Consider the following 21,136-nt stretch of genomic DNA (forward strand, 5'->3'; position numbering starts at 1 on the left):
AGCGCCCGGCTTAGAGCGGCTAACAAACCTGCTGCGCGGCCGCCAGGCGAGCGCGGTCGGTGCCCGGAACGGCATGTACCACGCGTACGCTCCGGTCCTGAGCGCGGCGCCCGCACTCACCTGACACCGCCCGCTAGTTTTATTAGCCGCTCTTCATCCGATTGCAGCGGCAACGTGCCTGCATTGGCTGCGAGGCAATGAGCCGTATCGTCTCCGAGGATCCTGGGCCACGCGCCTCCTAGGTGACGCCTGCAAGCTACGCGGCAAGCCGGCCCATGATCTGCGTGACCGCCTGCTGCGGGCTCAGCACGGCGCTGTCGATCACCCAATGCGGCTCGGTCCACGCCACGTAGTCATGCACGAGCACGGAGGACCAATCCGGCACGCGCAATCCGGGCACCTCGCTCTGCCGCGATTCCACGCGCTGCCGATGCGCATTGCGATCGCTGCACACTACCTCGATCTCCAGCAAGCGGCTGCGTGCGCGACGAGCCACATCACGCCACGCTTCACGGGTGACCGGCAATGGGTTCACGCAGTCGGCGACCACCACGTGGCCCTGCTGCAGATTGGCCTCGGCAAGCGCGTAAGCGGTCATGTAGCCGGCGGGTCCGACGTCGTTGGCGAGTGCACCACTGTCGCGTAGTGACTGCTCGATCGTATCGATGCGCAAGTAAAACGCGGTGCATTGCGTCAGTAGCGCCTGGGCAATGGAACTCTTGCCGACGCCTGGCAATCCGCCGAACACCACCAAGATCGCTGACTGTACGGTCACTGCGGCCACAGCGCGCGAATCGCCGCGATGCCTTGCGCGCCATGCGAACGTGCTTCGCGCAGGTCGTCGACCTGCATGCCGCCGAGTGCGTAGATCGGTAAGCAGACCTGCTCGCGCAAGCGTTCGAACCCGTCCCATCCCAACGGTGTCGCACCCGGGTGCGAGGCGGTCGCCTGCACCGGCCCCAGCACCGCGAAATCGCAGCCAAGACGCTGGGCGTGGCGCAGGTCTTCCAGCCCATGACACGAAGCGGCGACCAGATGTTCTGCCGGCAACGGGCGCTCCTGCAGGCAGGCCAATTGCTCCGAGCCCAGATGCACGCCGATGCCGAGTTCGCCGGCCAGTGCGATGTCGCGGTTGAGCAACAGCTGCGCGCGGGTACGGCCGCGCAGGCGCATCGCCTGTTGCAGTAAGGCCTGCCAGCGCGCCGGTTCGACCTGCCGCGCACGCAACTGGATGCGCGTGATGCCGTCCTGCAGCGCACGCTCCAGGCCTTCCAGCCACAGCGCGTCATCGTCCGGCTCGGGCGTGATCAGATAGCGGTCGGGCTGGCGCAGCACACCGACCACCGGCACGTCGGCCGGCGGCATCGAATAACGGGCCAGCTTGTCTGCGGCCACCCAGGTCATCGCCTGGCCTTCGCGGCCGCGCGGGCTGCCTTTCCATGCGGTGATGTTGCGCACTTCCAGGCGCAGCCGCTTGTCCGGGTACAACTGCGGCACGTCCATCAGCCACCCGCCGACCTGCGCCTCGATACCGAGCTCTTCGTTGAGTTCCCGCACCAGCGCCTGTTCGGAGGTTTCGCCAGGTTCGCGCTTGCCGCCCGGAAATTCCCACAGGCCGGGCATGTCGCGGGTTTCGGTACGGCGGGTCAGCAGGATGCGGCCGCGGGCGTCGGTGATCACGCCGGCAACGACGTGGATGGATCTCAGAGAATCGGGCATGGGCACAAGAGTGCCGCGAGTGAGCCGTTCAGCGCAATCGCTTGAGGGCGGGGAATGGAGATTCGGGAATCGGGAATCGGTTGAAGCACACACCATGCCCGCCTTTGCAATTCCCCATTCCCGATTCCCCATTCCCGATTCCCGATTCCCGATTCCCGATTCACGCCTACAGCGGATGCCCGATGCGCCACAGCACTCCACTGGGATCGTGCAGGGTGAAATCGCGTGCGCCCCATGGCCGATCTTCCGGCACGCTGCACGTCACCCCGAACCGCTCGTCCAGGCCGGTGTCGTGCACGTGCTGCCACCAGCCGTCGGCATCGTCCACCCACAAGTGCAGCATCAGGTTCTCGGCCAATTCGCGCAGGTAGAAATCCTGCAGCAGAAACGCGCAATGCGTGCCATGCCGGAAGCAGGTGACATTGCCCACCTCGTCTTCCTGCACGAAGCCCAGCGCGCGGTAGAACCGCTGCGACAGCGCGTAGTCGCGCGCAGGCACGAACACCTTCAATTGCTGGCTGGACAGCAGCGCCATGACCGCACTCCCCGCAGGACGTGGATCGAGCATACGCCCCGCAGTGGCGCAGGCGGGGAAGCCTGCGTGCAGCGGGCCCAGTTGGCGCCCGTGCGCGATGGACAAGCGTGTGGCAAACCTGCCAGGCCAAGGCTCACCCGGAAAGAGCTCGCCGAGCTGGTCGCGAACTCTTCTGGCGTCTATGCCATGGTTTCCAGAGGTTGCCTGGCGACCATGCAAGCAATGCCGTTGACAGGGAGGCCATTGGCAGGAAGCTGGCCAAAGGCAAACGGAATCTGAGCGTGGCCTCGCATCCGGCCGGCAACATCCCCTTTCCTGCTTCTCAGGACCCCATAGGGATCCGATCCGTAAGCAGAGCCCCCTTGGTAAGGGGCGCGCCAAAGGCGCGGGGATCGGAGGAGTGCCGTGCACCAAGGGTCCGCCATGCGGATCCTTGGTGTGCAGCCCGCTTCGCGGGCTGCACCACGGTCAACTCAGCTCAGCTGAGTTGACCGTGGCAGTGCTTGTACTTCTTGCCGCTGCCGCAGGGGCAGGGATCGTTGCGGCCGACCTTGGGTTCGTCGCGGGTGACCTGCGAGACCGGGACCGGCGCGTTGCCGGCCTGCATCTGCTCCACTTCCTCGTCGGCACCGTAGCCGCCGGCATCCTGGTGTTGGAACTGCGAGGCCATCAGGCGCGCTTCGGCCTGGCGACGCTCCTGCTCTTCCAGTTCGGCCACTTCCTCTTCGCTGCGGATACGCACGCGCGCCAGCAGGTTGATCACTTCGCGCTTGACGTTCTCCAGCATCTCGGAGAACAGCTCGAAGGCTTCCTTCTTGTATTCCTGCTTGGGCTGCTTCTGCGCATACCCGCGCAGATAGATGCCCTGGCGCAGGTAATCCATCTTGGCCAGATGCTCCTTCCAGCCCTGATCGAGCACGGTCAGCATCACGTGCTTCTCCAATGCGCGCATGGTGTCGTTGCCCACCGCCGCTTCCTTCTCGGCAAAGTGCGCATCCACCGCCGCCTGCACCTTGGCCGCAATCTGCTCGGCGTCCAGTTCTTCCTGCGTGCGTGCCATCTCGCTCAGCGCCAGCGGCATGCCCAGCTCCGATTCCAGCGTGGCCTCCAGACCCTTCAGGTCCCACTGCTCGTCGACCGAATTGGGCGGCACGAAGCGTGCGACCAGGTCGTAGATCACATCGCCACGGATGCCGTCGACGTTGTCCTTGACCGATTCGGCATCCAGCAATTCGTCGCGCTGGGCGTAGATCACCTTGCGCTGATCGTTGTTGACGTCGTCGAAGTCCAGCAGGTTCTTGCGGATGTCGAAGTTGTGCGCTTCCACCTTGCGCTGCGCCTTTTCGATCTGCCGGCTGACCAGGCGATCTTCGATGACGTCGTCTTCCTTCATGCCCATCATGCGCATCGCCTTCTGGACCCAGTCCGAGGCGAAGATGCGCATCAGGTTGTCTTCCAGCGACAGATAGAAGCGCGACGAACCCGGGTCGCCCTGACGACCGGCACGGCCGCGCAGCTGGTTGTCGATACGACGCGACTCATGCCGCTCGGTACCGATGATGTGCAGGCCGCCGGCCGCCTTGACCGCGTCGTGACGCCGCTGCCATTCGGTCTTGGCCGCAAGGCGCTGCTCGTCGCTGATGTCTTCGCCCATGCCATGCAGCTCGGTTTCCAGCGAACCGCCCAGCACGATGTCGGTACCGCGGCCGGCCATGTTGGTGGCGATGGTCACCGCGCCCGGCTGGCCGGCGTTGGCCACGATGGTGGCTTCGCGCTCATGCTGCTTGGCGTTGAGCACTTCGTGCTCCACCCCGGCCTTGCGCAGATGCTCGGACAGCATCTCCGAGGTCTCGATCGAGGTGGTACCCACCAGCACCGGCTGGCCGCGCTTGGCGCAGTCTTCGATGTCGGCCAGCACCGCGTTGAACTTGCCCTTGCGGTTGAGGAACACCTGGTCCGGATGGTCCTTGCGCACGGTCGGGCGGTTGGTCGGAATCACCACCACCTCCAGGCCGTAGATGCTCTGGAATTCGTAGGCTTCGGTGTCGGCCGTACCGGTCATACCGGACAGCTTCTTGTACATGCGGAACAGGTTCTGGAAGGTGATGCTGGCCAGCGTCTGGTTCTCGCGCTGCACCGGCACGCCTTCCTTGGCCTCGACCGCCTGATGCAGACCGTCGGACCAGCGACGCCCGGACAGGGTGCGGCCGGTGAATTCGTCGACGATCACCACCTCGCCATCGCGCACGATGTAGTCCACGTCGCGCTGGTAGATGGCATGCGCGCGCAACGCGGCGTTGAGGTGATGCACCACGCTCAGGTTCTGCGCGGCATACAGGCCATCCTCGGCATTTTCGAGAATGCCGGCCTGCATCAGCAGTTCTTCGGCGTGGCCCATGCCCGCCTCGGACAGGTGCACCTGCTTGCCCTTCTCGTCGATCCAGAAATCGCCTTCGCCCTCTTCGCTTTCCTGCTTGGTCAGCTGAGGCACGATGCGGTTGACGCGGATGTACAGCTCCGGCGATTCGTCGGCCGGGCCGGAGATGATCAGCGGGGTGCGCGCCTCGTCGATCAGGATCGAGTCGACCTCGTCGACGATCGCGTAATGCAGATTGCGCTGGTAACGGTCGGCCTTGGACAGCGCCATGTTGTCGCGCAGGTAATCGAAACCGAACTCGTTGTTGGTGCCGTAGGTGATGTCGCTGCCGTAGGCCTCGCGCTTGTCGCTATGCGGCATGCCCGGATACACCACGCCCACGCTCAGGCCCAGCCAGTTGTACAACTTGCCCATCTGTGCGGCGTCGCGGCGCGCCAGGTAGTCGTTGACCGTGACCACATGCACGCCCTTGCCCTGCAGCGCGTTGAGGTACACCGGCAGCGTGGCGACCAGCGTCTTGCCTTCGCCGGTGCGCATCTCGGCGATCTTGCCCAGGTGCAGCACCATGCCGCCGATCAGCTGCACGTCGTAATGGCGCATGCCGAGCACGCGGCGGCTGGCCTCGCGGCACACCGCAAAGGCTTCGGGAAGGATCTTGTCCAGGGACTCGCCGGCGGCAAGTCGCTGCTTGAACTCCGGGGTCTTGGCTTGCAGCTCGGCGTCGGAGAGCTTCTCGATCGTCGGCTCCAGCGCATTGATCTGGGTGACGAGGCGGTTGAGCTGGCGCAGCTGGCGTTCGTTACGACTGCCAAAGACACGGGTAAGCAGACTGTTGATCATTGAAGAAACCGGTTGAAAAGGAACGGTTTGACCGACGCCGGTCCCCAAGACCCGGCCGCCGTAAACGAAACAGGGCGCACTGCGCCCTGTCGATGGCAACACCCTATTGTAGCTTGGGGCGGGCCTTCACGAATCAAGCACCACCCGCGCCGTCGTCAACCGCGCCCGCGCCGGCCCACCGGCGTGTTGGTATCGCCGAGGAACTTGCGCGGGTTGACCACCCGCCCGTCCGCCCACACCTCGAAATGCACGTGCGCGCCGGTGGAGCGGCCGCTGGATCCGGCCCTGGCCACCTGCTGGCCGGCGCGCACCAGGTCGCCCACCTTCACCACCAGGCGCGAATTGTGCGCATAGCGGGTCACGTAGCCGTTGCCGTGATCCACTTCGACCACGTTGCCGTAGCCACCGCGCACGCCGGCATAGCTGACCACGCCATCGGCGACCGACATCACCGGGTCGCCCACGTTGGCGTGGAAGTCCACCCCCTTGTGGAAGGCCGAACCACCGTCGAACGGATCGGCGCGACCGCCGAAGCCGGAGGTGATGTAGGTGTTGCGGATCGGCACCCGAGAGGGCACCGAATTCTGTTCGAGCTGATGATCGAACATCAGCGCGGCCAGCACGTTCAGTTGCTGGCCGGAGGCGGAGAACTGCTGTTCGACCTGCCCCAGCGTCTGCTTGAGCGACTCGACCGGCATGTCGCTGACCGGCTCATCGCCGCCACCGACGCCGACCGGCGCGTCGAAGTCGAACTCGCCGTCCTTCAGCTTGCCCATCTCGGTCAGCCGCTCGCCCAGTGCATTGAGACGGGTGGCCTGCGCCTGCAGCTCGCCCATGCGCGCGGCCAGTGCGTTGACCTGCGCCTGCGAGGCGCGCTGCGCCTGGGCCAGCTCGGCCTGTTGCCGGGCAACCTTGGCCTGCAACGCGGAATTGGTCACCATGCCGGTGGCCGTGCTGGCACCGACGCCGATCAACATGCCCAGCCCAAGCACGGCGCCGAGGACTACCATCGGTCGATCCGCGGCAAAGCCCTGGAACTGTCGGGCCAACCGTTGCGCCCGGGTTTCGCGAGATTTGATTACAACTTTCTTCAACGCCATATGAGTGTCATGTCCAAGCCCAAGTCCAACGCACGCAACCCTTCCGTTCCACAACCGGCCATCGAGGCCGCGTTGGGTGAAAAGGCTGGCGACCCCTTGCGCCGCGCCTTGTGGCTCGATGCGCTGGACCGGCAGTTGCGCCCCCTGTTACCGCCTCATCTGGTCACCCGTTGCCGGCTGGCCAATGTCCGAGACGAACAGCTGGTTTTTCTGGTTGATTCACCTGTCTGGCATGCCAAGCTGCGACTTGCCGAGACCCAATTACTGGATGCCGCCCGATCCATCGGACTGAAGGCCACCGCAGTGACCATCAAGACCATCACCACCCCGCTGCATTCCCCAATGCAGCAGAATCGCGAGCGGCCACGCCCCGTGTCGGAGGCCACGCACAGAGGTCTGCGCGATGCACTGGCCTCCCTGCAGGACGTCCCACCCACCAAACGGTGAGGTCCGTACCGCCTGTGCGAAGCGGCCGTCGCAGCGTGAAAGAATTGCGAAGACCGCGCACGACCCGACGCATCCTAGCGGGCCCCAGCCACGCAGGAGTTAGAGAATTCTTAAATAAAAGTTAAGAATGGGCCGGAAATTCGATGGAGTTCACACTTCGAACGCCAACTGCGGCATTCCCCGACATCAGGCGTAGACGGGGCTGGCGTAGGTGACCGGCGGTTGTACGGTGCCATCGGGGAAGCTGACCCATTCCCAGGCGGCCTGATCCGCCAGCAGCGCGCGCACCAGCTTGTTGTTGAGCGCGTGGCCGGATTTGAAGCCTTCGTAGGCGCCCAGGATGGCGCCGCCGGCCAGATACAGGTCGCCGATGGCGTCCAGGATCTTGTGCCGCACGAATTCGTTGGTGTAACGCAGGCCGTCCTCGTTGAGCACGCGGAACTCGTCCAGCACGATGGCGTTGTCCATCGACCCGCCCAGGCCCAGATTGCGCTCGCGCATGTATTCGAGGTCGCGCATGAAGCCGAAGGTCCGGGCGCGCGAGATTTCCTTGACGTAAGCCGAGGTGGAGAACTCGATTTCCTGGCGCGACTGCTTGGCCGGGATCATCGGGTGATTGAATTCGATGGTGAAGCCGAGCTTGTAGCCTTCGTATGGCTCGAAGCGCGCGACCTTGTCGCCCTCGCGCACTTCCACCGTCTGCGTGATGCGGATGAAGCGCTTGGCCTTGTTCTGCTCGACGATGCCCGCCGACTGCAGCAGGAACACGAACGGGCCGGAGGAGCCGTCCATGATCGGCAGCTCGGCCGACGACAGTTCGACGATGACGTTGTCCACACCCAGACCGGCCAGCGCCGACATCAGGTGCTCGACGGTCTGGATCTTGGCCCCATTGCAGGTCAGGCCGGTGCACAGCGTGGTCTCGGTGACCAGTTCGGCATCGGCGGGGACTTCGACGATCGGCTCCAGATCCACGCGCCGGAACACCACGCCATGATCGACCGGAGCCGGTCGTAGCGTCATGTACACCTTGTCGCCACTGTGCAGGCCGACGCCGGTGGCGCGAATGGTGTTCTTGAGAGTGCGTTGCTGGGTCATATGCGAAGTCTGGATGAACGATGCAGACAGACGCTGAACCGGCTGTCTAATCCGTTGAGATTATCCGAATTTTAACAAGTCGCGCGTGACGGGAACTGTAATTCCCGGGTCACGCAACTGCAAAAGCTGCCGGATCGTGGCCGATCCGGCAGAAAGGACATGGCACAGCACCCCCGAGGCGAACCCCGGGGCAGGACGGGCCGCGCCGCCGTAGCGACGCGACCGACGATCCTCAGTCGGCCTGGCGGCGCAGGAACGCCGGGATATCCAGGTAGTCGTTGGGCAGCTCTGCGGCCGGCGCAGCGGAACCGCCGCCGTTGTTGCTGCCGTTGCCGGCCGAGTCGCTGCTCGGACGACGCAGGCCCAGGCCCATGCTGCCGCCGACGGCCTTGGACACCGCATCGCCGCCGCTGGTGTCGAAATCGCCGAACTCCGGCTGGCCGGTGGTGGCGTTGCGCACCAACTTGATCGGCGCGCGCTGGTCCGGACGCTGGGTCTGGCGTGCAACCGCACGGTTCAGGCCCGTGGCCACCACGGTGACGCGCACTTCGTCCTGCATGTCCGGATCAAGCACGGTACCGACGACCACGGTCGCATCTTCCGAGGCGAACGCCTCGATGGTGCGGCCGATCTCGTCGAACTCGGACATGGTGAAGTCCGGGCCGGCGGTGATGTTGACCAGGATGCCGTTGGCACCGGCCAGGTTGACGTCGTCCAGCAGCGGGTTCTGGATGGCGGCTTCGGCAGCGGCCTGCGCGCGATCGTCGCCGCGTGCCGACCCGGTGCCCATCATGGCCAGTCCCATTTCCGACATCACGGTGCGCACGTCGGCGAAGTCGACGTTGATCAGACCCGGACGCACGATCAGATCGGCGATGCCCTGCACGGCGCCCTGCAGCACGTCGTTGGCAGCGCGGAAGGCCTGGATCATGGTCGCATTGCGGCCGAGTACGGTGATCAGCTTTTCATTGGGGATGGTGATCAGCGAGTCGCAATGCTGGCTCAGTTCCTCGATGCCCTTCAGCGCGACCTGCATGCGGCGACGGCCTTCGAACGGGAACGGCTTGGTGACCACGGCAACGGTCAGGATGCCCATTTCCTTGGCCAGCTGCGCCACCACCGGCGCCGCGCCGGTACCGGTGCCGCCGCCCATGCCGGCGGTGATGAACACCATGTCCGCACCCTGCAGCGCGTCCATGATGCGTTCGCGATCTTCCAGCGCAGCCTGACGGCCGACTTCCGGATTGGCGCCGGCGCCCAGGCCCTTGGTCACGTTGGTGCCGAGCTGCAGCTGCAACTTGGCGCCGCAGTTCTTGATCGCCTGCGAGTCGGTGTTGGCGGTGATGAACTCCACGCCATCGACATTGGTGTTGACCATGTGCGCGACCGCGTTGCCGCCGCCGCCGCCCACGCCAACGACCTTGATTACCGCATTGGGAGCCATCTTTTCGATCAGTTCAAAATGTGCCATGTCAGTGTCCTCTTTAGATGCCGTGAATGGGGAATCGGGAATGGGGAATCGGATTGCTCCGTTCGCCAGCCCAACACCCGCATGTCGGCGAATGTTGTTGTTTGAATGCCGGGAATGGGAGGTTGGGAATGGGGAATCGCAACAGCGAATCACCTCCACGCCAACCACTGCTTCCTCGGCGGAACCACAAAAAAAACTACGCCCTGCCCGCTCTCACCGCTCTCCACGCAAACCTGCCGCAACCGCTTTGCCTTTGCTTCAACCAATTCTCGAATCCCGATTCCCGATTCTTCAGAATTCCCCGCGATACCAATTCTTCAATTTTTTAAACAAACTCCCGGCCCGTCCGGTCGGGATCGACGGGCGACGCGGGTGTTCGATCTGGCTGCCCATCAGCAACAGGCCCACGCCGGAGGCGTGCACCGGGTTGCCGACGACTTCGCCCAGGCCGGTGACGTGCTGGGGAATGCCCACACGCACCGGCATCTGCAACATCTCTTCGGCCAGTTCGACCACGCCTTCCATCTTCGAGGCACCGCCGGTGAGCACCATGCCGGCGCGCACCATTTCCTCGAAACCGGAGCGGCGCAATTCGGCCTGCACCATTTCGAAGATTTCCTCGTAACGGCCCTGCACCGCCTGCGCGAGCGCATGCCGCGGCATGCGACGCGGCGGGCGGTCGCCCACCGACGGCACCTGGATGCTTTCCTCGGCGGTGGCCAGCTGCGCCAGCGCGCAGGCATAGCGCACCTTGATCTGCTCGGCTTCCGGGGTCGGCGTGCGCAGCATGTGCGCGATGTCGTTGGTGACGTGGTCGCCGGCGATGGGTAGCGATGCGGTGTGGCAGATCGCGCCCTGCACGTAGACCGCCAGGTCGGTGGTGCCGGCGCCGATATCCACCAGCACCACGCCCAGTTCGCGCTCGTCGGCGGTCAACACCGCCACACTGGAGGCCAGCGAGGACAGCACCAGGTCGTCCACCTGCAGGCCGCACTTCTGCACGCACTTGGTGATGTTGGCCGCGGCCGACTGCGCGCACACCACCAGATGCGCATGCACCTCCAGGCGCACGCCGGTCATGCCGACCGGATTGCGGATGCCTTCCTGCGAATCGTCCAGCACGTACTCGCGCGGGATCGCATGCAGGATGCGCTGGTCGGCGGGAATGGCCACGGCCTTGGCCGCATCCAGCACGCGCTCCAGATCGCTCCAGGTCACTTCGCCGTCGCGGATCGGCACGATGCCGGGCGAGTTCTTGCACTGCACGTGGTTGCCGGAAATCGACGCGTACACCGAGCGGATTTCGCAGCCGGCCATCAGCTCGGCCTCTTCCACCGCGCGCTGGATCGACTGCACGGTGGATTCGATGTCCACCACCACGCCGCGCTTGAGACCGCGCGATTCATGCGAACCGATGCCGATCACTTCGATCGGATTGCCGGGCGAATACTCGCCGACCAGCGCGACGACCTTGGAGGTGCCGATGTCCAGTCCAACGATGAGGGATTTGTCGCCTTTGCGGTTCATGTCTTAAAGCCGGGAATAGGGAATAGCGAATGGGGAATGGTCAACAGCGGTGCACGGATGCGGGGAGAGTTCAGGACAAACGTGTGCGGCGCAGCGGGCGTCACTGGCTTCGGCTTTTTATCCGTTCCCGACTCCCCATTCTCCATTCGCCGTTCCACCGTAAAGCCGTTGGTGTAGCGCAGGTCGGCGCGGGCGATCGGGCGTTGCGGGTCGGCCAGCTGCGGCAGCACGCGGGCGAAACGCTGCAGGCGGGCGCGGGCGTCGTCGCGCCCGATCACGATCTGCACGCCGTTGCTCAGGCCCAGCGACCAGCTGCCGCGCGCATCCATTTCCAGACGCTCCACATCCAGCCCGGTCGGTGCGAACAGCGCGCGCGATTCGTTGTAGAGCGCCACCACATCCTGCGTCTTGCTGTCCGGGCCGCCGAGTTGCGGCAACTTGAAATCCTTCAACGACGGCGGAGTGCGGAACAACCGGCCCTGCTCGGACAACATGCGGTCGGTGCCCCAGCGCGCGAACGGCTTGTGCTCGGTGACGTGCACTTCCAGCACGTCCGGCCAACGCTTGCGCACCTGCGCACTTTCCACCCACGGCAAGCGCGCGATGGCGTCCTGCGCATTCTGCAACTTCACCGCAAAAAAGCCCGAGCGCGCATACGGCAAGACCACTGCACGCAACTCTTCGGCCGGCACCCGCTTGAAGTCGCCCGACACCCGCAACCGCGCCAACGGCCAACGCTCGGCACCGACCCAACCATTGAGCACAGCCACCACCGGCAACGCGACCAGCGCCACCGCCAGCAACCACGCCAGGATGCGCAGGGTGGCGTTCATGCGCGCGCTCCGCGCGCGGGAATGGGGAATCGGGAATAGGGAATCGTCAACAGCGGCGCACTGCCGGCTGTCGCTTTTGCGATTCCCGATTCCCGATTCCCCATTCCCGGCGTCATAGCGTCTGCTCCAGCACGCGCCAGACCAGTTCTTCGAAATCGATGCCGAGCTGGCGCGCGGCCTTGGGCACCAGCGAGTGGCTGGTCATGCCGGGGGCCGTGTTGACTTCGAGCAGATACAGCTGCCCGCTGGCGCGGTCACGCATCACATCGACGCGACCCCAGCCGCGGGCGCCGGCAGCGCGGAAGGCATCGAGCGCGAGCTGGCGGATCTGCGTCTCGGCATCGCCGTCCAGGCCCGGGCACAGGTACTGGGTGTCGTCGGCCAGGTACTTGGCGTTGTAGTCGTACCACTGACCCTTGGGCACGATGCGGATCGACGGCAATGCGACCTCGCCGAGCACGGCCACGGTGAGTTCGTCGCCCTCGATCAGCTGCTCCATCAGCAGCGCGCCGTCGTAGCGCGCCGCCAGCCCCACGGCTTGTTCGAGCTGGGCCTGATCGAACACGCGGCTGATGCCGACGCTGGAGCCTTCGTTGGCCGGCTTGACGATCACCGGCAAGCCGATCTGCCGTGCGGCAGCATGGATGTCGTCGGCGCTGGCACCGGCGGCCAGGCGCGCATAGCGCGGCGTGGACAGGCCCAGCGACAGCCACACCTGCTTGGTGCGGATCTTGTCCATGCTCAACGCCGAGCCCAGCACGTCGGAGCCGGTATACGGCACCTTGAAGGCTTCCATCAGGCCTTGCACGATGCCGTCTTCGCCGCCGCCGTTATGGCCGTGCAGCACGTTGAAGACGCGATCGAAGCGCTGCGCGACCAGGGCCTGCGCCAAGGCCGGAATGCCGTCGACCGGCTGCGCGTCGACACCCCGCGCGCGCAGAGCATCGAGCACGTTGCTGCCGGAATTCAACGACACCTCGCGCTCGGACGAAGTCCCGCCGAGCAGCACGGCGACGCGGCCGAACGCGGCCGGGTCGCTGATGCGTGCGTTGGGAATCACCGCGCTCATGCGCTCGCTCCGGTGAAACCGTTGTTGATGATGTGCTGTGCGACATAGCCGATATCGCCGGCCCCCATCATCAGCAACAGGTCGCCGTCCTGCAGCACGTCCGGCAACACTTCGGCCAGGCCGGAAATCTGCCCGACCACCACCGGTTCGCTGCGGCCGCGTGCACGGATGGCGCGCGCCAGTGCACGCGCATCGGCGCCCGGAATCGGCGCTTCGCCGGCCGGATAGACCTCGCTCAGCACCAGCGCATCGACGGTGCTCAGCACCGCGGCGAAGGCGTCGAACTGATCGCGGGTGCGGCTGTAGCGATGCGGCTGGAATGCCACCACCAGCCGCTTGTCCGGCCAGCCGCCGCGGGCGGCGGCGAACACCGCTTCCAGCTCACGCGGATGGTGGCCGTAATCGTCGACCACGCGTACGCGCGCACCGGTGGTGGTGGTGACTTCGCCCAGGTCGTTGAAGCGGCGGCCGATGCCGGCGAAATTTTCCAGCGCCCGTGCAATGGTCTCCGGTGCCACGCCCAGCTGCCAGCCGATCGCGGCGGCTGCCAGTGCGTTGAGCACGTTGTGACGCCCCGGCAAGGCGAGCGTCACCGGTGTGGTGGTGCCTTCGGGCAGACGCAGCGTGAAGCGCATGCGCGGGCCGTCCTGCACCACGTCTTCGGCGCGCACATCGGCGTTTTCGCTCATGCCGTAGCTCATCACGTGGCGCGGCGTCTTGCCCGCCAGCGCGGCCACTTCCGGGTCGTCGATGCACAGCACCGCCAGGCCATAGAACGGCAGGCGCTGCAGGAATTCGGCGAATGCCGCCTGGATGCGTGCGAAATCGTTGCCGTAATTTTCCAGGTGATCCGAATCGATATTGGTGATCACCGCCATCAGCGGATTCAGACGCAGGAAGCTGCCATCGCTTTCGTCGGCCTCGGCCACCAGCCACTGGCCGCCGCCGAGCTTGGCGTTGGCACCGGCGGCCAGCAACTGCCCGCCGATGACGAAGGTCGGATCCAGCCCGCCCTCGCTCAGCACCGCTGCGGCCAGGCTGGTGGTGGTGGTCTTGCCATGCGTGCCGGCCACCGCGATGCCGCGACGGAACCGCATCAGCTCGGCCAGCATCGCCGCACGCGGCATGATCGGAATGCGCTGGCTGCGCGCTTCCATCAACTCGGGGTTGTCTTCGCGGATCGCGCTGGACACCACCACGCAATCGGTGCCGAGCACGTTGGCAGCAGAATGCCCCCGCATCACCCGCGCACCCAGCTTGGCCAGCCGCCGCGTCGCCACGTTATCGGAGTTGTCCGAGCCGGAGACTTCATAGCCCAGCGTCAGCATCACCTCGGCAATGCCGCTCATGCCGGTGCCGCCGATACCGACGAAATGTACGCGCGGAAACGCGCGCACCAGATCGCCGCTGTCCTGCAGACGGCGGATCACGCGGCACCTCCGGTGGAGGTGCGAATCGGGAATCGGGAATCGGGAATCGTGTGGAGCGGAGCGCCTGCAGCGACGGATACTTGGTCGGTGCGCTTGTCTGCGTGCATCAATGTGTGTTCCTGCAATTGTTCTGAGCTTTGCCCATTCCCCATTCCCGATTCCCCACTCCCGGCTTCCTGCAGAATGATGTCGGCGATGCGTTCGGCGGCATCCGGCTTGGCCAGGGTGCGGGCGGCCTGGGCCATCGCCAAGCGGCGGGCGGGGTCGGTCAGCAGGGTCTGCAAGACCTGCTGCAACCGCACGGCCAGGGTGTCGTCCTGCTTGAGCAGCACGGCGGCGTCGGCGCCGACCAGGTATTCGGCATTGCGGGTCTGGTGGTCGTCCACTGCTGCGGCGAAGGGCACCAGCACGCTGCCGATGCCGGCGGCGCACAGTTCGGCCAGCGTCGATGCACCGGCGCGGCACACGACCAGATCGGCCCAGGCGTAGGCGGCGGCCATGTCGGCGATGAACGGTTCGACGCTGGCGTTGACGCCCGCCTGCGCGTATGCCGCCTCTGCTTCGGCGCGCAGCTTTTCACCGCACTGGTGGCGCACGTCCACATCCGGGTGGCCAAGCGCGGCCAGTGCCGCCGGCACGGCCTGATTCAATGCGCGCGCGCCCTGGCTGCCACCGAGCACCAGTACACGCACGGCACCGCCACGGCCGACCAGACGTGCGGCCGGCGCCGGAAGCGCTGCGATTTCCGCGCGCACCGGATTGCCCACCGCTTCTTCGCCGGCAAAGCTGCCTGGGAAACCGGTCAGCACACGGCGCGCAAACCGCGACAACACCTTGTTGGTCATGCCGGGGGCGCGGTTCTGTTCGTGCACCAGCAGCGGCGCGCCGAGCAGCCGCGCCGCCAGGCCACCCGGCCCGGCCGCGAAGCCGCCGAAACTGATCACCGCACGCGGCTGGCGCTTGCGCAGCACGAAACCGGCGGCGCGCACTGCGCGCATCACCCGCACCGGTGCACCGAGCAATTTCATCAGGCCCTTGCCACGCAGGCCGCTGATGGCCAGCGTGTCCAGTGGAATGGCGTGCTGCGGCACCAGCCGGGTTTCCATCGCGCCATCGGCACCCAGCCAGGTCACCGGCACGCCACGCGCGCGCAGCACCTTGGCCACGGCCAGACCCGGGAAGATGTGCCCGCCGGTGCCGCCAGCCAGAATCATCACTGGTCGACTCCCCGCACATGGATGTTCGGGTGTTTGCGAGGGATTCGCATGAGCACTCATGCAATCCTCCCGAAGGTCGGTTCCACACGCGACTGCATGCGGCTGGTGCCGCGCAGGATGGCCGACGCCGGTGCCACCGATGCTGCAGCGACCGGTGCGGCTGCGGGTGCGGCGGCAACCGGGTCACGCTGCGGCTTGTGCGCCGGCGCATAGGCTGGCGCGACCGATTCGACCACCGGTTCGGCCGGCTCGGCCGATGGCGCGCCCGCGCCCTGCGGCGACAACTTGCTGCGCAGGCGCTCGGCACGATCCATCTCGTAGGACACGCGCAGCAGCAGGCCCATCGCCACGCAGGTCATCAACACCGACGAACCGCCGGAGGAAATCAGCGGCAGGGTCAGGCCCTTGGTCGGCAGGATGCCCAGGTTCACGCCGACCGAGACGAAGCTCTGCAGGCTGATCCACAACCCGATGCCGAAGGCGATGTAGCCGGAGAAGTGACGCTTCATTTCCACGCAACGCATGCCCAGCCAGAACGCCCGACCGACCAGCAGCGCATACAGCGAGATCACCCCGCACACGCCGACAAAGCCGAGTTCTTCGGCGATGACCGAGAAGATGAAGTCCGTATGCGCTTCGGGCAGGTAGTTGAGCTTCTGCACCGAGGCGCCCAGGCCCACGCCGGTCCACTGGCCACGGCCGACCGCCATCAAGGCGTTGGACAGCTGATAGCCGGAGCCAAGCTGGTCGGCCCACGGGTCCAGGAACGAGGTGATGCGACGCAGCCGGTACGGCTCCAGGATCGCGATGAAGGCGAACACCGGCAGGCCGAACACGATCGGCATCGACATGCGCGGCAGGTTCACCCCGCCCAGCACCAGCATGCCGGCGGTGATCGCCAGCAACAGGGTGGACGAGCCGAAGTCCGGCTGCATCAGCAGCAGGCCGACCAGTGCGATCGCCACACCCAGTGGCTTGAGCATCGCCGGCCAGGTGGCGTTGACCTCGTCGCGAAAGCGCACCAGATAGCTGGACAGCCACACGATGTAGAGCACCTTGACCGCTTCGACGGTCTGGAACTTCGACACGCCCAGGTTGATCCAGCGCTTGGCGCCGTTGACGCTGCTGCCCAAGCCGGGCACGAACACCACCATCAGCAGGCCGAAGCAGGCCAGCAGCAACACCTGGTTGTACTGCTCGATGGTCTTGAGCTCGGTACGCATCGCCCAGAACGCCAGGCCCACGCCGATGCCCAGGAACAGCAGGTGGCGGGTCAGGTAATAGAACGGGTTGTCGGACAGCTCGATCGAGCTGGACGCCACCATCACCACGCCCAGCGAGGCGAGCGTGGCCGCGGCCCCGAGCAGCCACGGGTCGTAGCGGCCGCCGATGGCGTCCAGTCGCGTGGCCTGGCGGGACATGTCGTTCATCAGCGCACCTTCAACGTGGCAAGGCCGATCAGCACCAGCACCACCGAAATGATCCAGAAGCGCACGATCACGCGCGGCTCCGGCCAGCCCTTGAGTTCGAAATGGTGATGGATCGGCGCCATGCGGAACACGCGCTTGCCGGTCAGCTTGAAGCTGGCGACCTGGATCATCACCGATAGCGTCTCGATCACGAACACGCCGCCCATGATCACCAGCACCAGTTCCTGGCGCACGATCACCGCGATGGTGCCGAGCACCGCGCCCAGCGACAGCGCGCCGATGTCGCCCATGAACACCATGGCCGGATAGGTGTTGAACCACAGAAAGCCCAGGCCTGCGCCGGCGATCGCCGAGCAGATGATGATCAGCTCGCCGGCCCCGGGAATCAGCGGGATCTTCAGGTATTCGGCAAACACCACATTGCCCGAGGCGTAGGCGAACACGCCCAGCGCGCAGGCCACCAGCACGGTCGGCATGATCGCCAGACCGTCCAGGCCGTCGGTGAGGTTCACCGCATTGGAGAAGCCCACGATCCAGAAATAGGCGATCACCACGAAGCTCACGCCGGCCAGCGGCAGCGCGATCGACTTGAACATCGGGATGTAGAAGGTGATCGCGGCCGGCACGTCGGCGGTGTAGTACAGGAACAACCCTGCGGCCAGGCCGAAGATCGACTGCAGCAGGTACTTCCAGCGCGACTTCAGGCCGTTGGGATCGCGGCGCACGATCTTGATCCAGTCGTCGTACCAGCCGATCGCGCCGAAACAGATCATCACCGCCAGCACCAACCACACGTAACGGTTGCGCAGGTCGCCCCACAGCAGCACCGACAAGGTCACCGCCAGCAGGATCAGCGAACCGCCCATGGTCGGGGTGCCGGCCTTGGAGAAATGCGTCTGCGGGCCGTCCTGGCGGATCGGCTGGCCACCCTTGAACTGGGCCAGCTTGCGGATCACCGCCGGGCCCATCCACAGCGACAGGAACAGCGCGGTCAGCGCGGCCAGGATGCCGCGGAAGGTCAGATAGTTGAACAGCCCGAACAGGCTCTCCAGTTGCTGCAGCCAACGCGCCAGCTCAAGCAGCATGGGATGCGTCCTCCGCCGGTGCGCGCAGCGCGGCGACGATGCGGTCCATGGCGCTGCCACGGGAGCCTTTCACCAGCAGCGTGGGCGGGTTTTGCGCCGTGGTGGCGGCAGCCTGCGCCGCCGCACCGGTGTGTTCGTGCATCGAAGAAGATTCCTGCGTTTGAGTCGGCGAAACGGCGAGCTGCGCCAGATCCGCCTGCAAGGCCGCGATCAACGCGGCATGGGTGGCGAACACGCGGCCGCCCTCGCCGAACGCCTGTGCGGCGGCGGCACTGAGCTCGCCCAGCGCGTACAGGCGCTGCAGCTTGGCCGCGCGCGCGCGACGTCCGGCGGCGGCATGCAAGGCCGCGCCTTCCGGGCCGAGTTCACGCATGTCACCGAGCACCAGCCAGCCCTCGCCAGCAGCAGCGGCGAGGGTGTCGATGGCGGCATCCAGCGAACCGGGATTGGCGTTGTAGCTGTCGTCGATCAGCACCGCGCCACTGGGCAGGGTGTGGGTGATCTGGCGACCAGCCACCGGGCGCGCCTGCGCCAGACCGGCGGCGATGATCGGCAAGGCGATGCCCGCACCCAACGCCAGGCCGGCCGCAGCCAGCGCGTTGAGCACGTTGTGGCGGCCCGGCAACGGCAGCGCGATCTGCGCCTGGCCTTGCGGGGTCACCAGGGTGAATTGCGCGCCACTGGCCTGCAGCCGCAAGCCATGCGCGGTGATGTCGGCACTGGCCTGCAGGCCGTAACGCAACACGCGACGGCCCTGCACCGGGTGCGCATGCAGTTGCTGCTCGAACCAGGCACCGAAGGCATCGTCGGCATTGATCACCGCCACGCCATCGGCCGGCAATGCGGCGTAGATGGCGCCCTTGGTGCGGGCGACGCCGAGCAGGCTGCCCAGGCGTTCCAGATGTGCGGGCGCGATGTTGTTGACCAGGGCCACGTGCGGCTGCGCGATCTCGGTGAGATAGGCGATATCGCCCGGCTTGCCGGCGCCCATTTCGTAGATCGCCAGATCCGCATCGTCCGGCGCTGCGATCACCGCAAGCGGCAGGCCGATCTCGTTGTTGCGGTTGCCCGGCGTGGCGTACACGGTGGTGCCGTCGACACGCCCGGCCTCGGTCAGGATGGCCAGCAGCACGGCCTTGACGCTGGTCTTGCCGTTGGAGCCGGTCAAGGCGATCACCCGCGTGGCGCGGTCGCGCTGCATGCCGGCAGCGATACGCGCCAGGGCCAGTTCGGTATTTTCCACCAGTACCTGCGGCACGCTCAGCGCCGGCAGCAGGCGATCGACCAGCAAGCCGCTGGCGCCATGCGCCACCGCGTCCGCGGCAAAGTCGTGTCCGTCGAAACGCTCGCCGCGCAGCGCCACATACAGGCTGCCGTTGGCCAACGTGCGGGTGTCGTTGCCGACGGCGTCGATCATGGCGTCGTCGCCATGCAGCTCGCCGCCGGCCCAGTGGGCGATCAACGACAGCGGAGTGAGCTTCATGCGCGCACTCCCAGTACGGTACGCGGCAACAAGGCCTGCGCCGCCACGATGGCGTCGTCGAAGGCATGCCGCACACCGGCGATTTCCTGATACGGCTCGTGGCCCTTGCCGGCGATCAGCACGATGTCGGAGGCACCGGCCATGCTGATGGCCTGATGGATCGCCGCGGCGCGATCGCGCTGCACGATCGCAGCATCCGGGCGCGCAAAGCCGCGCAGGATATCGGCCACGATCACATCGCCATCTTCGCCACGCGGATTGTCGTCGGTGACGATCGCCACGTCGGCATTGACCTCGGCAATGGCCGCCATCAGCGGGCGCTTGCCGGTGTCGCGCTCGCCACCGCAGCCGAACACGCAGATCAGCCGGTCCTGCGCATGCGCGCGCAGGCTGGCCAATGCCTGTTGCAGCGCGTCGGGCGTGTGTGCGTAGTCGACGACCACCAACGGTGCGCCGTGTGCACCACCCAAGCGGTTCATGCGGCCATGGATCGGCTGCAACCGACCGAGCGCCTCGGCAATCCGTGCCGGCGCGATGTCCAGCGCAGCCAACGCGCCGGCCACGGCCAGCAGGTTGTCCACGTTGAAGCGGCCCAGCAGCGGCGAGTGCACCGGATGCACCTGGCCGCCGAGATGCAGCGCGAAATTGATGCCGTTGTGATCCAGCTGCAGTGCCTGCGCACGCACGCTTGCCTGGGTCTGCGCGCGCGAGCTGACGCCGATCGCGCGCAGCGCGGGGTCGAGCGAGGCCAGCAGCGTGCGGCCGAAGTCATCGTCCAGATTCACCACGGCGGCCTTCAATCCGGCGCGCGTGAACAGCCTGGCCTTGGCCGCGCCGTATTGCGCCATGTCGCCGTGGTAATCGAGATGGTCGCGGGTGAGATTGGTGAACACCGCCACGTCGAGATGCACCGCATCCACGCGGCCCTGGTCCAGCGCATGCGAGCTGACTTCCATCGCCACGGCCTGCGCGCCCTCGTCGCGCAACTGCGCCAGCAACGCATGCGTCTGCAGCACCAGCGGCGTGGTGAAACCGGTCGGCACGGCGCTGCCATACAGGCCGACGCCCAGGGTGCCGAGCGTGCCGGCAGGGGTGCCGAGCAGCGTCAGGGCCTGCGCCAGCAATTGCACGGTCGAGGTCTTGCCGTTGGTGCCGGTGACGCCGACCATCCGCATCGCCTGCGAGGGCTGGCCGTGGAACTGATCGGCCATCGCGCCCAGGCGCGCACGCAAACCGGGCACGGCGATCGCGTCGGCCGGTGCCGGCAGATCGGCCGGCGCCGGCGGCTCGAACAACAGCGCCGCCGCGCCATTGGCGCGCGCCTGGTCGACGAAGCCCAGGCCATGCGCACCGAAACCGGCGATCGCCACGAAGGCATCGCCCGCACGCACCGCACGGCTGTCCATCACCAGGCCCGACACCTGCACATCGTGCGCAAGCGGCACGTCCGGCAACAGCTGCGACAGCGGCATGCT

17 protein-coding genes and 1 other RNA gene are annotated in these 21,136 nt (G+C 66.2%); 2 read left to right on the forward strand and 16 right to left on the reverse strand.

Annotated elements, in window-relative coordinates; translation table 11 throughout:
• The first annotated feature begins 73 nt into the window (after positions 1-73).
• Positions 74-148: non-coding RNA, sX9 sRNA (locus XaplCFBP3123_RS05280), on the forward strand.
• Positions 149-256: 108 nt separating this feature from the next.
• On the opposite strand, the gene XaplCFBP3123_RS05285 is transcribed toward XaplCFBP3123_RS05280, so the two are convergent.
• The 5 genes from XaplCFBP3123_RS05285 to XaplCFBP3123_RS05305 form a co-directional block, all read right to left on the reverse strand.
• The gene (locus XaplCFBP3123_RS05285; protein ID WP_104533050.1) at positions 257-784 is read right to left on the reverse strand and encodes an AAA family ATPase; all 528 of its coding nucleotides are present in this window, start codon (positions 782-784) and stop codon (positions 257-259) included.
• Positions 772-1,719: a Nudix family hydrolase gene (locus tag XaplCFBP3123_RS05290; RefSeq protein ID WP_104533289.1), complete on the reverse strand. Its 948-nt coding sequence runs from the start codon at positions 1,717-1,719 to the stop codon at positions 772-774. The genes XaplCFBP3123_RS05285 and XaplCFBP3123_RS05290 overlap by 13 nt, the downstream gene beginning before the upstream one ends.
• A 166-nt stretch (positions 1,720-1,885) precedes the next feature.
• Positions 1,886-2,254, reverse strand: coding sequence for a VOC family protein (locus tag XaplCFBP3123_RS05295; RefSeq protein WP_104533051.1), 369 nt, complete (start codon positions 2,252-2,254; stop codon positions 1,886-1,888).
• 478 nt (positions 2,255-2,732) lie between these two features.
• Complete coding sequence (secA, locus tag XaplCFBP3123_RS05300) at positions 2,733-5,471, reverse strand: preprotein translocase subunit SecA (protein ID WP_104533052.1); 2,739 nt, start codon at positions 5,469-5,471, stop codon at positions 2,733-2,735.
• 155 nt (positions 5,472-5,626) lie between these two features.
• On the reverse strand, positions 5,627-6,571 hold the full coding sequence (locus tag XaplCFBP3123_RS05305; protein WP_104533053.1) for a M23 family metallopeptidase: 945 nt from the start codon (positions 6,569-6,571) through the stop codon (positions 5,627-5,629).
• Here XaplCFBP3123_RS05305 and XaplCFBP3123_RS05310 point away from each other — a divergent pair, their 5' ends adjacent.
• On the forward strand, positions 6,572-7,018 hold the full coding sequence (locus XaplCFBP3123_RS05310) for a DUF721 domain-containing protein (RefSeq protein ID WP_104533054.1): 447 nt from the start codon (positions 6,572-6,574) through the stop codon (positions 7,016-7,018).
• Between the two features lie 186 nt (positions 7,019-7,204).
• Here the strand turns inward: XaplCFBP3123_RS05310 and lpxC are convergent, their stop codons facing one another.
• From lpxC to XaplCFBP3123_RS05365, 11 genes are all read right to left on the reverse strand, one after another.
• Positions 7,205-8,116: a UDP-3-O-acyl-N-acetylglucosamine deacetylase gene (lpxC, locus tag XaplCFBP3123_RS05315; protein WP_104533055.1), complete on the reverse strand. Its 912-nt coding sequence runs from the start codon at positions 8,114-8,116 to the stop codon at positions 7,205-7,207.
• A gap of 232 nt (positions 8,117-8,348) precedes the next feature.
• Positions 8,349-9,587 carry a cell division protein FtsZ gene (gene ftsZ / locus XaplCFBP3123_RS05320; protein ID WP_104533056.1) on the reverse strand — a complete coding sequence of 413 codons (1,239 nt, stop codon included), beginning with the start codon at positions 9,585-9,587 and terminating at the stop codon, positions 8,349-8,351.
• Between the two features lie 291 nt (positions 9,588-9,878).
• A complete protein-coding gene (gene ftsA, locus XaplCFBP3123_RS05325; RefSeq protein ID WP_003485272.1) occupies positions 9,879-11,114 on the reverse strand; it encodes a cell division protein FtsA in 1,236 nt (411 codons plus the stop codon).
• Positions 11,111-11,947, reverse strand: a complete 837-nt coding sequence (locus tag XaplCFBP3123_RS05330; protein WP_104533057.1) for a cell division protein FtsQ/DivIB — start codon at positions 11,945-11,947, stop codon at positions 11,111-11,113. Before XaplCFBP3123_RS05330 ends, ftsA begins: the two co-directional genes overlap by 4 nt.
• A gap of 112 nt (positions 11,948-12,059) precedes the next feature.
• Entirely contained in the window at positions 12,060-13,016 is a 957-nt protein-coding gene (locus tag XaplCFBP3123_RS05335) for a D-alanine--D-alanine ligase (RefSeq protein ID WP_104533058.1), read from the reverse strand.
• Positions 13,013-14,446: a UDP-N-acetylmuramate--L-alanine ligase gene (gene murC, locus XaplCFBP3123_RS05340; RefSeq protein ID WP_104533059.1), complete on the reverse strand. Its 1,434-nt coding sequence runs from the start codon at positions 14,444-14,446 to the stop codon at positions 13,013-13,015. The genes XaplCFBP3123_RS05335 and murC overlap by 4 nt, the downstream gene beginning before the upstream one ends.
• Positions 14,443-15,723 (reverse strand): undecaprenyldiphospho-muramoylpentapeptide beta-N-acetylglucosaminyltransferase, encoded by a 1,281-nt coding sequence (gene murG / locus XaplCFBP3123_RS05345; RefSeq protein ID WP_104533060.1) that lies wholly within the window; start codon positions 15,721-15,723, stop codon positions 14,443-14,445. The genes murC and murG overlap by 4 nt, the downstream gene beginning before the upstream one ends.
• Positions 15,720-17,093, reverse strand: coding sequence for a putative lipid II flippase FtsW (gene ftsW, locus XaplCFBP3123_RS05350; protein ID WP_104533061.1), 1,374 nt, complete (start codon positions 17,091-17,093; stop codon positions 15,720-15,722). The genes murG and ftsW overlap by 4 nt, the downstream gene beginning before the upstream one ends.
• On the reverse strand, positions 17,093-18,178 hold the full coding sequence (mraY, locus tag XaplCFBP3123_RS05355) for a phospho-N-acetylmuramoyl-pentapeptide-transferase (RefSeq protein WP_104533062.1): 1,086 nt from the start codon (positions 18,176-18,178) through the stop codon (positions 17,093-17,095). The genes ftsW and mraY overlap by 1 nt, the downstream gene beginning before the upstream one ends.
• Positions 18,168-19,661 (reverse strand): UDP-N-acetylmuramoyl-tripeptide--D-alanyl-D-alanine ligase, encoded by a 1,494-nt coding sequence (locus XaplCFBP3123_RS05360; RefSeq protein ID WP_104533063.1) that lies wholly within the window; start codon positions 19,659-19,661, stop codon positions 18,168-18,170. The genes mraY and XaplCFBP3123_RS05360 overlap by 11 nt, the downstream gene beginning before the upstream one ends.
• Positions 19,658-21,133, reverse strand: a complete 1,476-nt coding sequence (locus tag XaplCFBP3123_RS05365; RefSeq protein ID WP_172453116.1) for a UDP-N-acetylmuramoyl-L-alanyl-D-glutamate--2,6-diaminopimelate ligase — start codon at positions 21,131-21,133, stop codon at positions 19,658-19,660. Before XaplCFBP3123_RS05365 ends, XaplCFBP3123_RS05360 begins: the two co-directional genes overlap by 4 nt.
• Positions 21,134-21,136 lie beyond the last annotated feature (3 nt).

This window comes from Xanthomonas arboricola pv. populi (genome assembly GCF_002939945.1).
In the GTDB taxonomy this organism is placed as follows: domain Bacteria; phylum Pseudomonadota; class Gammaproteobacteria; order Xanthomonadales; family Xanthomonadaceae; genus Xanthomonas; species Xanthomonas arboricola_A.